General features: G+C 44.4%; 17 protein-coding genes. 4 read left to right on the top strand and 13 right to left on the bottom strand.

Annotated features, from left to right (window positions below; all coding sequences use genetic code 11):
* Positions 1-256: 256 nt before the first annotated feature.
* From WDY75_RS15140 to WDY75_RS15085, 12 genes are all read right to left on the bottom strand, one after another.
* On the bottom strand, positions 257-1,111 hold the full coding sequence (locus WDY75_RS15140) for a stalk domain-containing protein (protein ID WP_063480720.1): 855 nt from the start codon (positions 1,109-1,111) through the stop codon (positions 257-259).
* 182 nt (positions 1,112-1,293) lie between these two features.
* Positions 1,294-1,515, bottom strand: a complete 222-nt coding sequence (locus WDY75_RS15135) for a hypothetical protein (protein ID WP_006210337.1) — start codon at positions 1,513-1,515, stop codon at positions 1,294-1,296.
* A 192-nt stretch (positions 1,516-1,707) separates the two neighbouring features.
* The gene (locus WDY75_RS15130; protein ID WP_063480719.1) at positions 1,708-2,172 is read right to left on the bottom strand and encodes an MEKHLA domain-containing protein; all 465 of its coding nucleotides are present in this window, start codon (positions 2,170-2,172) and stop codon (positions 1,708-1,710) included.
* A gap of 263 nt (positions 2,173-2,435) precedes the next feature.
* Complete coding sequence (locus tag WDY75_RS15125; protein WP_231888326.1) at positions 2,436-2,855, bottom strand: NAD(P)H-binding protein; 420 nt, start codon at positions 2,853-2,855, stop codon at positions 2,436-2,438.
* An 87-nt stretch (positions 2,856-2,942) separates the two neighbouring features.
* Positions 2,943-3,854 (bottom strand): alpha/beta hydrolase, encoded by a 912-nt coding sequence (locus WDY75_RS15120; protein ID WP_063480718.1) that lies wholly within the window; start codon positions 3,852-3,854, stop codon positions 2,943-2,945.
* A 303-nt stretch (positions 3,855-4,157) separates the two neighbouring features.
* Positions 4,158-4,703 carry a TetR/AcrR family transcriptional regulator gene (locus tag WDY75_RS15115; RefSeq protein ID WP_036637761.1) on the bottom strand — a complete coding sequence of 182 codons (546 nt, stop codon included), beginning with the start codon at positions 4,701-4,703 and terminating at the stop codon, positions 4,158-4,160.
* Between the two features lie 103 nt (positions 4,704-4,806).
* Positions 4,807-5,610, bottom strand: coding sequence for an undecaprenyl-diphosphate phosphatase (locus WDY75_RS15110; protein WP_006210343.1), 804 nt, complete (start codon positions 5,608-5,610; stop codon positions 4,807-4,809).
* A 251-nt stretch (positions 5,611-5,861) separates the two neighbouring features.
* The gene (locus WDY75_RS15105; RefSeq protein ID WP_006210344.1) at positions 5,862-6,245 is read right to left on the bottom strand and encodes a VOC family protein; all 384 of its coding nucleotides are present in this window, start codon (positions 6,243-6,245) and stop codon (positions 5,862-5,864) included.
* 39 nt (positions 6,246-6,284) lie between these two features.
* Entirely contained in the window at positions 6,285-6,563 is a 279-nt protein-coding gene (locus WDY75_RS15100; RefSeq protein WP_006210345.1) for an ArsR/SmtB family transcription factor, read from the bottom strand.
* 202 nt (positions 6,564-6,765) lie between these two features.
* Complete coding sequence (gene ppsA / locus WDY75_RS15095; protein WP_063480717.1) at positions 6,766-9,375, bottom strand: phosphoenolpyruvate synthase; 2,610 nt, start codon at positions 9,373-9,375, stop codon at positions 6,766-6,768.
* Between the two features lie 237 nt (positions 9,376-9,612).
* Positions 9,613-10,077, bottom strand: coding sequence for a hypothetical protein (locus tag WDY75_RS15090; RefSeq protein ID WP_036637757.1), 465 nt, complete (start codon positions 10,075-10,077; stop codon positions 9,613-9,615).
* A gap of 94 nt (positions 10,078-10,171) precedes the next feature.
* The gene (locus tag WDY75_RS15085) at positions 10,172-10,651 is read right to left on the bottom strand and encodes a GyrI-like domain-containing protein (RefSeq protein ID WP_006210348.1); all 480 of its coding nucleotides are present in this window, start codon (positions 10,649-10,651) and stop codon (positions 10,172-10,174) included.
* A 110-nt stretch (positions 10,652-10,761) separates the two neighbouring features.
* Between WDY75_RS15085 and WDY75_RS15080 the strand changes: the two genes are divergently transcribed.
* Positions 10,762-11,724: a helix-turn-helix transcriptional regulator gene (locus WDY75_RS15080; RefSeq protein ID WP_063480716.1), complete on the top strand. Its 963-nt coding sequence runs from the start codon at positions 10,762-10,764 to the stop codon at positions 11,722-11,724.
* A gap of 459 nt (positions 11,725-12,183) precedes the next feature.
* On the opposite strand, the gene WDY75_RS15075 is transcribed toward WDY75_RS15080, so the two are convergent.
* Positions 12,184-12,828: a bifunctional 4-hydroxy-2-oxoglutarate aldolase/2-dehydro-3-deoxy-phosphogluconate aldolase gene (locus WDY75_RS15075; RefSeq protein ID WP_036637749.1), complete on the bottom strand. Its 645-nt coding sequence runs from the start codon at positions 12,826-12,828 to the stop codon at positions 12,184-12,186.
* Positions 12,829-13,038: 210 nt separating this feature from the next.
* On the opposite strand from WDY75_RS15075, the gene hisC reads away from it, so the two are divergent.
* The 3 genes from hisC (at position 13,039) to WDY75_RS15060 (ending at position 16,276) form a co-directional block, all read left to right on the top strand.
* A complete protein-coding gene (gene hisC / locus WDY75_RS15070; RefSeq protein WP_063480715.1) occupies positions 13,039-14,148 on the top strand; it encodes a histidinol-phosphate transaminase in 1,110 nt (369 codons plus the stop codon).
* Positions 14,149-14,194: 46 nt separating this feature from the next.
* Complete coding sequence (gene dapA / locus WDY75_RS15065) at positions 14,195-15,061, top strand: 4-hydroxy-tetrahydrodipicolinate synthase (RefSeq protein ID WP_331000359.1); 867 nt, start codon at positions 14,195-14,197, stop codon at positions 15,059-15,061.
* Between the two features lie 468 nt (positions 15,062-15,529).
* A complete protein-coding gene (locus WDY75_RS15060; protein ID WP_063480714.1) occupies positions 15,530-16,276 on the top strand; it encodes an EcsC family protein in 747 nt (248 codons plus the stop codon).
* Positions 16,277-16,368: the final 92 nt, after the last annotated feature.

Raw genomic sequence — 16,368 nt, 5'->3', positions numbered from 1 at the left:
CAGAATGCACTCGAAGGAGCTATTGATTCATCTCCCTCATACGTGGTAATGCGCGTATCCCTCCCATCAGAGCCAACATCATCTTATTACCCATTAGGTACAAAAATAAAAAGAGTAGAAAGGCTAAAGCGCCAAATTTTTTTATGGATTTGGGACTTGAACACCTTGTTCCCATAGCCCTCTTCTTTTTATGGAGCCTCAAAAAAAGTCGCATATTAAGCGACTTTTAGAGTCTTTATGTTCTTGTTGTCCAACGTTACCGAGCAATCACTTCAAGTACATTGCCGCTTCCATCGTCAATCATACGTATATTGTGATCATCAATGAGTTGAATGGTGCCGTCCGACTTCAACCATTCATGCTGCTCCATTAACCCGTGAGCAACAGATTTGCGAATTAGCCCTTTATTCTTAAATACTAATGCATACAGATCATATTCTCCAGTCTTTCGATTAGAATACTCAATGATTACAATAAGTAAATTTTCGGGAGTCCGCTTGAATTGTAAGCTGAGATCGTGAGTATTCACATTAATGTCCTTGATGCCTAGCGGAATCGAATTCTTTTGTCCCGTAACAGCATTAGTAATCTCAAGATCCCCTCTTGCTGCACGAATCACATAGCTGTATCCCATCATGCTGCCATAGAAAGTATCCGTATAATTGTGGAGTCCAGTCACGGTTACCTTCCCCGTCTTTGTGTCACGATTAGCCACTTCCCCATCCAGAGCAGATGCGAGAAATTGAATCGGCACATAAAGGTGACTGATATACCACACAGGCTCTCTGCCCATATCCACTTTTCGACCATCAACTTCAGCAATTTTGCTGCCCATGTGTACAACAATGCGTTTCTGATCCCTTGTCAGAACGGCCACATCGTCACCTTCCATCTTCCACAGCAGACCTGCCGCACTGCCGAGTGAGAAAAAACTTGCGTAAGTAACCCCGTCCTTAAGCAGCGTCTCAATATGAGAGATTCGGCCGTCTTCCCATTGCAACTCCAGTTCAACGTACTTCGAAGCCGCATCCGATTTTTGTGCTCCCAGCGGTAAAAGTACGGATATCATAAGTATAACGGCAATTGCATTTTTCCATTTCTTAATCTTCAAGTAATGATCACCCACTTAATGTAAAGTTCAATACTACAATAGTAACACATAGATCTTAGAAAAGTTGCTGCGACAGTAAAATCCGTTCCGTAGATCGTGCGTCTCACGACTACCGGTTTTGAACGCCTTGTGAGAGAGTCCAGCCTCTTCTTTAGGTGTAACTTATACGGCTTTTATATCTATCAGCTTGATCCATCATTACGATTCTGTCTTGCTTTAACCACTCTCGGTATTTGCTTCTCATAAATGGACAATACATTTGAAATCAATTGTTCTTTAGGACTCGTGTTATCTTTCAAAACTGCGTATATAAGGTTCAAGAAAGTCTTCGCATCTTTATCTGTTAAACTTTTGATAGATTCCACGGTGGTATCATTTGATACACGACCATCTTGCTCCTCCATAACGGTTCCTCATTTCTGAATATTATTTATGGACGACAAACATATTGAAAATTGATGCGGTAACCCTGGTATCCCCTTAATTCTCAGAACATCATCACTAACTAACATTAAAATTCTATAGTCAATGAAGGAAAAGCTTATTCCTCCTTCTTCAAGTCACAGCTATTGTGGCCATAACGTCATATGCTTCTTTCATTCTATGTAACGAAATTGACGAAAAGCAGCAGCTTGTCCATGAAATACATCGTTATCGTCTGTAAGATTCCATACCGTCGCCTGCATGATATAGAATCTTCTGCCGGTGCTGGAAATGCGAATACCTGTATAATTATCGACATATCCATTTTCACTGACAGCTTTCAGGAAGACCGCGCGTTCCTCGCGCTCCATCGGTTCTGCCGTTAGCCTCGAGGGCGTTTGGGTGAAGGTCTCCCTGTTTACTTCCCACAATTCAAGCGCCCTCTGATTACCATAGTTCAAAATCGGGTCCGGCTCTGTTCCATGGGACAGTACGACGAGCGGAGCCCGGAACAGTACTTCTGATTCTGCACCTGATTCAACTGAATCATCAAGAAGCGACTTTCCTGTCCATCTCAGGTAGCTGTTCAGGATCACACTGGCGTGCTTGTTGGATGTATGAAAGCTGTTGTTATTCATTTTCCCCGTCCTCCCTGCTGCTGCTATCGTAAAAGGTGAATCACATCTCTATTTTACCAAAGATTGGTTTCTTTGCGTTTAAAAAGTAGCGCTATCTTGCTCAGAACCATTCCTGACTCTTGGGGTCAGGGTAACCGTACAGGTGGAACGATTCGATATCATGGACGTCTTCAGACAGCAAAAAGGGCATCTCGCAAGATCTAATATCTTTTGAGACACCCTCATTTTACTATGATCTTCTTTATAAACTAAGCGGGAACTGCTTAATAGAAGGCTGACTTTTCACCATCGGTATTCGGCTTGTTGACCCCTAAATTTCCGCGAACATGGAGATCCGGAGATTCAATTAATTTGACAACCAGGGCCGCGACACTCTTGCGCGATACTTCCGTGCCTTTGAACGGCTCTCCCTTCTCCGTAACCTCATATTCAATCTCGTCATAATCGGTCAGCCATGCAGGTCTGAGTACGGTGTAGTCGAGATTCGAGGCCTCGATAACATCGACTGATTTGCGATATGGTCCCAAATATTCACCGATTGTGCGGTTATTCCACTTGCCGAAATCTCCCGGGACTTCATCATAAATACCGAGCGAGCTGATAAAATTCAAGCGTTTCACGCCCGTCGATTCCATTGCACCTACGATGGCTTTCGCTTGGTCCTCCAGATCGTCGCCGGACATCTGCGATTTGCCCTCCGGCTCCAAGAATTAATATAGAGGTCACATTAATACTCCTTTCCCTTGTTTATTGAATCTAAGCGAATCATATTATTTTAGATGATCTGTAAAAAACTTCTCTAACTTTTCCACTGCCGGACCCACGTATTCAGGCTGGTCGTATAATGCAACGTGTGTAGCACCGTCCATGATGAATAATTCTTTATCCCGACTAGCAGCATCTTGAACCGCTTCTTCGCTGAAGTAGCGAGTATCCGCATCACTACCGGCAATCGCTAAAAATGGCTGCGTTAAGAACTTATCAATGTGGCTAAATGCAGAGAAGGTAAAAATTTTATCGAAGCTTGTAAACACGAAACGGTTAGGTGCATTTTCGTGGCATCCGCGTGCGGTTACATAATATTCGTGTCCTTCCGCCATTGTACCCGTCATGCCTTCTTCCAATTCCTGCGGCACATACGGACCATGGAGCGTTTCACTTCCATTGGCTTCGGCTGTCCGTTGTCCAGAAACTTGTTCCAACAGTTTGATTTGGTCTTCGACCGGTACTGCACGAGCAATCCCTTCACTAAATAGTGATCCGATATCGACCATGCTAACCGTTGCTACAGCTTTAATGCGGCGTTCGGTTTGTGCAGCCGCTACTGTATAGCCCCCGCCGGCACAAACACCTAACGCGCCAATTTTACGGGTATCTACATAGGATAATGTCGTTAAATAGTCCACTGCTGCACGAACATCTTCTGTACGAGCATACGGATCTTCGAGATAACGCGGGGTCCCTTCACTCTCTCCTTGATAGGATGCATCGAATGCTAAAGTTATAAAACCTGATTCAGAAAGTTTATTCGCGTAAAGTCCCGCCGTCTGTTCTTTTACGCCGCCGCCAGGATGGGAGACAACGATTGCCGGATATTTCTTGGTTTCATCGAATCCAGCTGGAACATACAAGTTACCTGCCAACAACAATTGGTTGTTTTTAAATTTAACGTTTTTTTGCATAATTTTAGTCCTCCGATTGTTTTTTATTGTGATTGACCTGCTATTTTCGCCGATTGGATCACTTACAAATGGATCCATGTCTTTTTCTGATGCATCATGGTTATGAAATCTCGTTAATGCGTAAGTGTGCGATAACGACCTCATGTGTATTATTTTAAACAGGAATGAAATATCTTCAATGATCAAATGACCGCATCGTGTGCATTAATGCACACATCGATCGAAATTGTGCCGTGATTACGAAAATACAAAAAGGCATGGATCATAAATCCATACCTCCCAGTAGAGCTCCGCTTCAACTCCTTATAGATTCCGCTCTAACAAGCGCCCAACTTGTTCGGACACGACATCGATCGGGTCGGTGATTTCCTTGGTAAAGTAGGATTCTATGATCCCCACCGTCGCCGTTACCATAAATTTGCGAACGATATCTTTACTGAAGCCCTTATTTATGCCTTCAGCTACATCCAATTCACCCTCGAGTTCTTCACTGACAAGCTTAATAAAACCGCTGCGGAATGAAGAAGCGCCCTTACTCGCCAAAATGGTCGCGAAGAAGGAGTAATTCTGTTCGAAAAATTCAAACCAGATCCGCATCGCATCCACAAAGCTCAAATCCGACGAGGATTGGCAGAGCCTCCTCAGCTCGCTAATGTACTCTTCAATGAGTCTGTCTAACAGATCGTATTTATCCAAATAATGAAGATAGATGGTTCTTCGGCCTACGTTTGCCTTATCGGCAATATCCTGTATCGTAATTTCGTCAAAGCTTTTTTCTGCCAGCAGCGCAATAAAAGCGCCCTTAATCGACTCTTGAGATCTGAGACTTCGTCTATCCACTTTAACCATTGATGGAAGTACCACACTTTCTTTAACGAGAATTGTGTAATTTGAATCAAATCAATTATACACGCTTGTGTTATACTGCATCAATATGCTACTCATTTATCGGTTACTGAAGGACGATTAAGTAGAATAGCCCTGCTAAGACAAAACGATATAGAGCAAACCATTCCAATCGAAGCCGCTTAATCAATTTAATAAACGTCACTACTGCAATCATAGCTACAAGAAAGGATGTCATAAAGCCAATGGCCATTAGGAATAAATCGTCAGAGTCCAGCAATTCTCGACTATCGTACAAGTCCAACACGCTTGCACCAAACATAACAGGCACGGAAATAAGGAACGTAAAATCGGCGGCGGCTTTTTGACTGGTGCCAAGCAAAAGGCCGCCTGAAATCGTCGAACCCGATCTCGAAAATCCCGGCCACAAAGCCAGACACTGGAACAGACCAATCCCAAACGCTTGTTTATAATGAATCCTATCCATAGTCTCTGCAGTTTCCGTTCTCCTGCTCCGTGCGGCGATGATCATCAACAAGCCACCAGCAACCAGACCGATCAGGACCGGAATTGGGCCGAATAATTGGCTTTTTATTGTATCCTTGAAGAGAAGGTACAGAATTAATGCTGGCAGCATAGCCAACATCATATGAATTACATTTAACCCTTTACTTGGGGAAAAATCCATTCTAATGAGATTAGCCCCGATGGCCAAATACCTTTTCCAATAAAGAAGCAGAACTGCCATCACCGCACCCAGCTGTATAACAATTTTAAAAGTTATTGCAGTCTGTCCCTCAAAGCTAAGCAAATGCCCTGCTAAAATAAGATGTCCAGTAGACGAGACTGGTAAAAATTCAGTTAAGCCCTCTATTATGCCAAGTATTATCGCTTTCATAACATCAGTCATCCGTGAATATCCCTCTTTCGGAAATAAATTCGTCAAGCAATTTCCAGTATAAATGGGACACCCATTTATTTCCTTCGATTGACATAACAATAATCGATTCCGTGTGACATTATTGTCACTATCGGGAACTGGGACAATGCAAATGCAAAACAAAACCCAACGATCAGGACTTGAGTACTGATCGTTGGGTTTTGTGTTTTGTCATGCTTCCAGTTTGGATTTAAGGGACCATTTCACTTTTTTTTGAGAAGTTACTTCTGCACGATCTGAATCAGGTTCCCGCATGTATCGTCTAAGACGGCTATGGTGAGCTCGCCCATTTTAGTCGGTTGCATCGTAAACTTTACACCTTTGTCTACTAGTCTTTCGTACTCTGCTTGAATATCTTCCACACCAAACATGGTTGCTGGTATTCCATCAGCGAATATCTTCTTTTGAAATTCCTTGGCGGCAGGATGGTCATTCGGTTCGAGCAGCAGCTCCGTGCCGTCTTGATCATCGGGAGAAGCAAGCGTTATCCACCTGAATTCTCCGACAGGTACGTCCTGCTTCTTAACAAAACCGAGCTTCTCAGAATAAAATGCCAATGCCTTGTCCTGATCTTGTACAAAAAGACTGGTAACTACGATTTTCATACTGTTAGTGCCTCCTTCGACATATGGGTTGTACTAAAATTAGTCTATCCATCCATTCAGCAAATTCTTAAGCGGTTCGTTGTTAAATATTACGACTCGAAATTTACCCTTTCGCTTTGATATAACAAGTCCTGCATCTTCCAGAACAGCAAGATGTTTAGCTATCGCTTGTCTTGAAATCGAGAGTTCGTGCTTCATAATGAGACGAACCGTAAGTTCATACAACGTCAGCTCGTTGCGTTCGGATAGTTCGTCCAGCATAAGTCGCCGAGTCGAGTCGCCAAGCGCTTTGAATACAGCATCCTTATCCCAATTCATATATCGATTATATGCAACTCTACGGTTGCTTGTCAACCTTAAGCAACTGCAGAGTTGCGTGATAATTTTTCAACTAAAATGCTCCATTAGTCAATCTTACGATTACTTCCTTGATAGCAGATGTAATGGTAAGCTTTATGTCCACATAGACCATATTTTCGGCTCTCTAGCCAAGGCTTCTTACTATCCGTGAAGGTACGTTTTACACGATTTCGATATACCCTTCTGTTCCATGCACGCGAATGCGCTGCCCGTCTAGGATCCTTGTAGTTGCATTCTCCACGCCTACAACGGCCGGTAAGCCATATTCTCGTGCGATCACGGCTCCATGGGTCATCAGTCCACCAACTTCGGTGACCAGACCTTTTATGGAAACGAACAACGGTGTCCAGCTTGGATCCGTAAAAGAGGTGACTAATATATCTCCTTCTTCGAGATCAGCTTCTTCCATGTTTAAGATGACACGTGCGCGTCCCTCTACCACTCCGGAAGAAACAGGCAGACCTGCCATAGCATCGGCTGGGAGATGTTCTCGTTTGTATTTACCAGCAATGATTTCACCATCCGATGTGATGACGCGAGGCGGCGTTAGCTTTTCGTATAACCTGTACTCTTCTTTTCGTTGGCTGATGATCTGGCCGTCCAGTTTATGGGTGCGTACGAGTTCGTGAAATTCTTCAAAAGTAAGATAATATATATCTTCCTGGTCATGAATAACGCCCGCTTGTACGAGTCGTTCGGCTTCTTTCAGTAGCGCCTGTTTATATACGAAGTAGCGATTCACCATGCCGTATTTGGGATATTCCCGGTAGCCGCTGAAATTCCGAATAAGGTCAATCCTTCGCTTGGTTTCTTTTGCTTTTTGTTCACCATCCGGTAATGACTTCAATCGATCTAATATCGCTTGTTCTTTTGCCAGAGCTTCCTGCCGCCCTTGTTCAAATTTCCGCTGGCTTGCATGAGGCTCAACGTTTTTGATATTGCCAAGAATTAACGGAACAAGTGTAATGGGTTTTTCGCTCCAACGAGTGCGGGTTACATCGATTTCTCCAGCACAGCGCATGCCGTATTTGCCCAGATAATCGTAGATAGCGTCCCGGGCTTCCGGTCCACCGTCCAGCTTGATCAGTTCATCCATAAAGCTGTCGTCTTTTACATGCTGTAAATAATCAATCACTTCTGGATAAGGACGTATTACATCAGCGACATCCAATAGCGCAAGTCCCATTTCCGAAGTAATATTGCCTGATACCGATTGAGAAAGTGTATCTGCTGCGTTTTTTTCACCTAACCACTTCTCCATGTTTTCATTGATCCACGCTGAAGCATCCATAGCGGCCATAATGATAGCTGAGCTTTGCGGGTCAAATAATATCTTCTTTAATTGCTGAAAATCTTCGAGGATAAAATCAAACAAACCGGATCCCGATTTCGTTTGGATGTTATGTTTCAACTCTTCTATTGAGGCTTGACTGTGTTTGATTAAATCAGAAACGATGGACGGATCGTATTCGATCGGTGCTTGAACACCCGGCGTCGATTTAGCTTTGCTGTTACTGGGAGCCGGTTCTTTGTTTTCATTTGGTAATAATGTGATAAAATCTCGCTCAATTATGGTCATAAGCGCGTCTTTAATAAGCGGATCAGATTGACCCAGAGTATTCAATATCGTTTCTCTGCTGACAGGCGAAGCCAGCATAGGTGTAACATCAACAAACAGCCTTCCACCGGCTGTACGCATAGGGGCAGGAGTTGTTAACAGGTAAAAAGACAATCCCAGCGGTTTCATGGGATCTGTCATCATTTGCTGATGTCCGACAGATACGTAAACGTGATTGTCTTCATCCTTCGCTTCAGGGATAGGATATAACGTCGTGATGGGCCGACTCTGGACAATGTAAAAAGTATCCTGGTCCAAACACCATTCGATGTCCTGGGGTGAGCCAAAATAAGCTTCGATCAGTCTTCCGATGCGTGCCAGCTCTAAAATTTGCTGCTCCGTAAGTGTTTGAGCCTTTTGCTGATCGAGATCAATCTGCCGGGTCTCTGTTCCGCCTTCTTTTCGACCATAGATCGCCAATGTTTTGGTTGCTATCCTTTTATCAACGATTTTCCCTTCCTGCACTTGATAACCATCGGCGGATACCAAGCCAGAGACCAATGCTTCTCCAAGTCCAAAGCTGGCATCGATGGATAGCAGCTTTCGGTTCGAAGTCATGGGATCCGCGGTAAATATAATCCCTGAAGCCTGCGGGAAAATCATCTTCTGAACGACAACGGACAAATACACCTGGCTGTGGTCAAACCCGTTTTGCATACGATAGATGACCGCGCGATCCGTGAATAGGGAAGCCCAGCATTTGCTGATATGCTGCAGGATGGCATCGATGCCGATGATATTCAAATAGGTGTCTTGTTGTCCTGCAAAAGAGGCGTGTGGTAGATCTTCAGCAGTCGCGCTAGAACGCACAGCATAAGCGTGGTCTTCGCCAAACCGGGAGAGATACTGAGTAACGGCTTCTGCAACTTCGGAAGGAATTTCTACTTCCACAATGCTTTGCCTGATCCTTCTGCTGATTTCGGCAATTTGATCACGATCTTCTGCTTTTAGCAGGTTCAGTTGATGGATCAAAGCATGATAGGTTTCGTTTTGCTCCATAGCTTTTTGATAACCCAGGGTTGTAATACAAAATCCTTCAGGTACTTGTATACCTTCCATTTTTGATAATTCCCCTAGATGGAGCCCTTTACCACCAACAAGCAAAAGCTGCGTTTTCTCGATTTCCCAAAAGCCGAGGACCAACGAATTCATTCACATCTCTCCTAACCATTAAATTGCAAAAAAACATTTGACAAGGTTTTTTTTGCATGATACAATAAAATTGTAAGATGAACTAACTTTGACTTTTTATAATACATAGTCGTGATCTGATTATATCATCGGGTCTGTTTATACGCAATAAAAAAAGAACCTGTTCATTTATCCAGGTTCTTTTTTTTGATTTTCCGCTAAGGTAATCCTCAGCTTGCCTCGGGTCCTCATTAAGCTCTAATATTCGCCTTTGATTACAAAAAAGGAGCCCCGAATGGTTCCAGCTAAGGTAGACTTCTGCCTCGCAAACTTAAACTTCCCTTCCAATTCCTGCGGTATCTCCATTCCCTCAGAAAGCTTAAAGCCAACGGCCCGTTTCTTCGGGTCATCCACCGTATACATGACATTGAGTCCAAGACCATCCTCATAAAAGACATAGGTAAACTGGATGTTGTCCACTTGAAAACGCGACGTTTCAAGTGGTTTGGCCGCAAACGCAAGATCACGTTCTTCTTTCAAAATTCGGTTCACATAATCAAGGGTCTCCTGGCTTTCGCTCGCTGGTACAACTGTAAATTCATGCTTATATTTGTTCATAAAGTAGCGGGCTTCGTTCGCTCGTAAGCCAGCAAGCGTGTCCGCTACGGGTGAAGACTCTAAACCAACCGTAGACACATGTTTAAAATCAACGGTATAGGACATCATTTTATCCCCCCTTAAAGTGTGAGCAAGTGTTGCTCTCTACAACCTGCTTTGAGCAACACTCGCATATGTGCGCATCATCATCTGCTTATCTTTATTTCCTTACGACAGGTATCCACAATTCACCGTATATGAAGCCGTTTCGCTCCCCCATCTCAACCGTTGTATTCGGCCCGCCAACATAGGCAATATGCTTAGCTTCTGGCAAAACTTGACCAAAGGCGATGCCAGTAAGGGTATTACTGAGCTCTTCAGCCGTCTTGGCTTCCCCTTTTACCACGAGATATTCCCCTTTAGGAAATTGGATAACTCTCGTAGCTTCCGGTAACGATGCCTCTGTCATAACACCAGCATAGTGCATCATCTTGTTATTCACCGCTTCGTTCACGGCAAAAATGTAGTCATTTGCGGCTAAACCTCTTAATGTGTCTAGTCTTCCATCTTCTTTGACCGACGACCAGAAGTCTGCCTTTTCTTTATTTATGCCGGCATAGTCGGTGTAATTGCTCTTCAGCTCTGTTCCAATGCCTAAAACGGTAAAGCTGTCTTTTTCCTCAAGAATATAATCTGCCATGTTCAAAACCTTCCTTTGTTTTAAGATGATCAAATGATTTGTCTTTTCACTTGATAGGTTTATAATAACCTTAAACCATGTCAGAAAATGATACTGTTTAGGAGGCCTCGATGAATAAGGTTGAACGGATTAATATCATCATGCGATATATCAACAACCGCGCTCACTTTACCATTTCTGAAATCATGCGGGAATTTAACATTTCCCGTTCGACAGCAATCCGGGATATCAAGGAAATCGAAGCCATGGGAATGCCCCTTGTCGCTGAAGTTGGAAGGGATGGGGGTTATTCTGTCATGAACAACTCGGTTCTGCCCACGGTTCGTTTTACCGATAATGAGATCAAAGCTCTATTTATTGCTTTCATGGCAACCAGAAATCAGCAGCTCCCTTATCTGAAGAGTCGTCATTCTTTAGCTGAAAAATTACTAGGCCTCATCTCAAATAATCAGCAGGATGACCTTGTACTGTTAAATCAAATACTGCTCTTTGAAGGGACCAACCCTCATAATCCGGACCTGCTTGATCTGTCAGACCTCCCCCACCCCATGTTGGAGAAACTGATTCAAATCCTTCTGATGGATAGCTACTTATGGGTCACCGTCAAACAAGGGAAAGTCATAGAATCTTATCCCATTTATCTCTTGCACCTATACCATGAGAAGAGCCTATGGCTAATTGAAGGCTTTGACTTAGAGGATGAGAAGAGACGAATAATTCCTGTCGACCATCTCACCCATGTAGAACCATACTCTTCGAAAAAAAGAGCAAGCAAGAAAAAAATTTTAGAACTGCTAAGCAAACAGGAAGATGTCATTAACCTTGTCCTGGAGCTTGGTCCAAAGGCGATCACCCAATTCAAAAAATACCATCCTTTAAACGTGTCTATTTCGTATACGAATCCTTACCAAACCACTGCTATTCTACAGACCTTTGTCAATGTAGAGCATACCGAAGAATTAACTGAAATGACAAACTGGCTGCTTTTCCTAGGCGGAGATATCACGGTCAGGGAAGTGCCCGAAGAAGTCTCGGAGGGTTTGCAAGAGAGATTACGCTTATATTGCCCATAAACCGGGTCCGTTAAAACCGTTGCGGCTTAATCTCCCGTAGGGTTCTTCGCGACCGATAAAGGCTTGGATCACGCTAACCCCTTTTGCCACGTCTATTCCTACTACTGGCTGTATGCATAATAACCTCCTTGATTCGATTTACCGGCATTCCCACATGGTCTCCAACCCCATAGCTTCGCTTGTGATGCGAGGTCTAAAAGCCTCTACCAGCTCAAACATGGTCATTGGACGGTAGTGAGAGAACTGTTTTTTAACGGGATCTACGTCCCTAAGCCACCCTCGTTCTCCCGGCTACCACCATCGTATAATGCCTACAAAAATAGGCCAACCAGAAAAATCTCTGGCTGACCTAATAATACGAAGCCGCATTGAATGCGGCTTCCAAATTAGATATGGTGTACATGTTGTTGTCCTCTGATGTGCGCTCAGACACGAATACTAAAGCGTGCTTCCCAGGATTTAGTGTGTCGCCCGCTCCTCGGCTACAACATGGACCAACTCTTTTGCCAATCTCTGGATAGCAGAAAAATTGCCTGATTCAATCCAATCCCGCTTTACCAGACTTCCTCCCATCCCTACCGCAAACGCGCCAGCGTGGAGAATCTCCCGTATATTATTCAGCCCAACACTGCCAGACGCGATCATAGGAATATTATTGAGCGGCCCACGGATTTCCTTTAAATAGGAAGCGCCTCCAAGCGAGCCAGTCGGGAATACTTTGACGGCTTTTGCCCCAAACTTGATCGCTCGTACGATTTCCGTTGGCGTCATGACACCGGGATAAACATCGATGTGATGAATGGCACCGTAGGCTATTACCTCTTCATCCAGATTGGGTGACACCATAAATTGCGCACCTGATGCTATGGCTTGTTTCGCCATTTCCACATCCAATACGGTTCCAGCACCAACAATTAAATCGCGGTCATACGTTTTTCTCCATCGTTCAATCAGAGCATATACGCCCTCGGTGTTGGTTGTCACTTCAATGAAACGAATACCGCCTTGGGCCAGCGCTTCGACGGTCCGGTCCGCTGCATCTGGATGTACGCCTCGAATCATCGCCATTATTTTTTCCTTGTTGAGTTGTTCCAATACAGTCATACTGTCTCTTCACCCCTTAACGTTAAATTAATTTGAATATAACGGCAATCCAGCATGACGTAACCATCCACTTTCGTATTTTTCCGGACCAACCGCTCCGTTATCCCAATCGGCTTGATGAAAAGGGACACCAATTGGATGGTTACTTTTCAGATGGGACGGTTTATATTCATGCCATATGGCCCATTTTCACAGGAAGGAGGAACCAGCATGAACCATTCATTCACGATTCCATTGCGGAGCGCACTGGGTAACTTGTCGCCTTATTCGCCGGGAAAACCGATCCGGGAACTCCAACAAGAGTTGGGGCTGTCCGATATCATCAAATTAGCTTCTAACGAAAATCCGTTGGGTCCATCGCCCAAAGCGCTTGAAGCGATTGCGCATTCCTTATCCGATTTACATCGATATCCGGATGCGAGCACCGTCCAATTGCGGCAAGCACTGGCAGCTCACCATCAGATGGCTCCTGAACAATTCATCATAAGTAACGGCGGTGATGAACTGATCACACTCATTGCCGAAACTTTCCTGGAACCAGAAGATGAAGTGATTATATGTTCGCCTTCGTTCAGCGAGTACGAATTTGGCGCGCATCTGATGGGAGCGACCGTCGTTCCGGTTCCTTTAAGTCCTTCGTTCAAGTTTGACAGGGAGGCCATCGTCAATGCAGTGACCAACCGAACCCGCTGGCTTTGCCTTTGTTCGCCAAACAATCCGACTGGCACGTTCCTTCCGAGGGAAGATCTACGCTATATCCTGGATGCACTTCCCAAGCATGTCCTTGTTCTGTTGGATGCCGCATATAGTCCGTTCGCACATGAATCCGATTATACCGATGGCCTTGAATTTGTTCGATCCGGATACCCGGTGATTGTATTGCAAACTTTTTCAAAGCTGTATGGCCTGGCTGGACTTAGAGTCGGTTATGGTGTGGGCCATGAGATGCTTGTTCATCAAATAGCCAAAGTCAAGGAACCGTTTAATGTGAACACACTAGCTCAAATCGCAGCAACTGCTGCTCTTCAAGACGTTGAGCATGTCCGTCTGACACTGAAATCAAATCATGAAGGGAAACTGCAGCTTTATCACGCTTTTCAACAAATGGGACTGCCTTATGTGGAAAGTACAAGTAATTTTCTGTTAGTTGAGTTAGGGGCTGCAGCAAAAGATATATACGAATCCCTCATGGCCCATGGGATCATCGTGAGATACGGAGGTATATGGAACCTGCCCGGCCACCTTCGTATTTCAATTGGAAATATAGAAGAAAACTCAGTACTCATTCGAGCCATCTCCGATATTCTTGCATGCGAATAACAACAATTGTCCATCACAGAGATGACTTGAGAGAGGAGAAATCAAAATGATGCTAAATGAAGAGTCATTGCGCGGAGTCATGGTTCCTATTGTCACGCCGTTTGATGAACAAGGATATCTTGACATCAAATCTTTTAAGAGGCTCGTTACACGTTTGAGAAATAGCGGAATTCACGGGCTGGTCGTCAACGGAACAACCGGGGAATCGCCTACAGTAGGGGATTCAGAGCTTGAAAGGATGATTTACGAGGCCCGCATTATACTTGAAGAGCTTCCCTTGATTGTAGGTACTGGATCTAACAATACGGCCGATGCCATCAAAAAAACAGCCCGGGCAAAAGAACTTGGGGCCGATGCCGCATTGGTCGCCACCCCCTACTACAATCGTCCTTCACAGCAGGGAATCGTGTATCATTTTCTAGCCCTGGCCGAAACAGGGTTGCCCATTATTCTCTACGACATCCCGCATCGTACAGCCGCAACGCTGGATTTGCACACAGTGAAGACCATATTGAAGATGGATCATGTCATCGGAATGAAAGATAGCACAGGCGACATAAAACGTCTATTCCAACTTACCAGAACCCAATCCAAACCGATTTTGTGCGGCGAAGACGATTTGTTTTATGCCTCGTTATGTTGCGGCAGCAAAGGAGGAATCCTGGCTAGTGCCAATTTAGAAACCCAACAATTTGTACAAGTATATGAATCGTTCCGTAATGGAAAAAATCAAGAGGCCAGAGAACAATTTGATAGCCTTACACCACTTATTCAATTTCTCTTTTCTGAGCCTAATCCGGCTCCGCTCAAATGGCTGCTGGCTCAAAACAGGCTTATTCGATCGGATCGACTTCGTCTACCTATGACACAAATCACGAATGAAACTGCACAAAAAGCAATTCGGTTCAAGTAAACCATGGTGTAAACACAGACGACCAGCCTCTTAGGGGACTGGTTGTCTGTTTTCTATAGTTACAAAAAAATCGAAGACTCTGCAAAATGGCCTTTTCAAACAGGCAGATATAAAAGGTGTGCTTATGATGCGTGATCTCTTCCAGAAAATTATATGACTGGATAAAAATAGGCATTACTGATGTTAACAACCTCGTTATAAATTATAATATCCCTCCTCTTCAATTCACCCTGTGTTGATTTCCTCTTGTCGGTCAGCCCATCAAGTTAGGTCATTTCAGATCAACTGCAGTTCTATATTGACAGAGCCATAAAAACACAAACGGCCTTGGAGCATTTTCATCTTGCCTATCCTTTTATGTAAGCTGGCGCTGGACTTTAGTCGAGGTCCGCATCCTGCTACGGTCTATTCCGTAGTACGGAGTTATTAGCTACAATATAACCAAATGTTTTGGAGGAGCGGTTAAGCATGAATTACGAACATAAAGTACAGAGGGAAGTTGCCGAGTGGGAGCGAAAAATGTTCAAACCGCCCGGTTGGCTCGAAAAAACATCGAAAACCATCGGCACTCGAATCAATCATTTGATTCCCCCGAAGATGCACAGCATCATGACCACCACCATCCGATCGATCGTGCGCACTGCACTGTTCGGTGCGGAATATACACCCGGCCGACCGGTGCAGCGCACTTTGGAACTGGAGTCTGCCGATCAAGAAGCGAAAGAGTTGTTTGCCCTGTACCAAAAAATCGCGGTTGCCGAAGGCGCTGGAACGGGAGCCGGTGGCATTATGTTTAGTATGGTAGACTTTCCGGCTTTAATTGCGATCAAAATGAAATTTTTGTTCGAGCTGGCGCATGTTTATGGTTATGACACCAAACACTTCTCCGAGCGGGTATTCATTCTCAAAGTATTTCAAATGACGTTTTCGGGGCCGGAGAACCGTGCAAGGTTATTGCATTCCATTAAGCATTGGCATATGGAAAAGGAACAGTGGCTCTCCGACGCCGAATACTCCCGGAATATGGACTGGGAGACATTTCAGATCGAGTACCGCGATGCCATTGACTTCCGGAAAATGTTACAGATGGTGCCTGGGATTGGCGCTTTCGCAGGCGCATGGGCAAATTACACCATTCTTGAAGAAGTGCGCGAGTTTGCCATGAACGCCTACCGCCTGCGCAGATTGCACGATCATTCTGAGGTTTGGGATTAATTTCTCTCATTTTCGCCATGTAGATCAAGCAGAAAATCCTTAGGGAATTCGACTTATCTCTAGCCGAACCAGATCAGTGTCCAGAACGGCCT

Source organism: Paenibacillus glucanolyticus, assembly GCF_037333485.1.
GTDB lineage: Bacteria > Bacillota > Bacilli > Paenibacillales > Paenibacillaceae > Paenibacillus_AQ > Paenibacillus_AQ glucanolyticus.
Note: the sequence above shows the minus strand (reverse complement) of the source record. Positions and strands in the feature narration are given on the sequence as shown.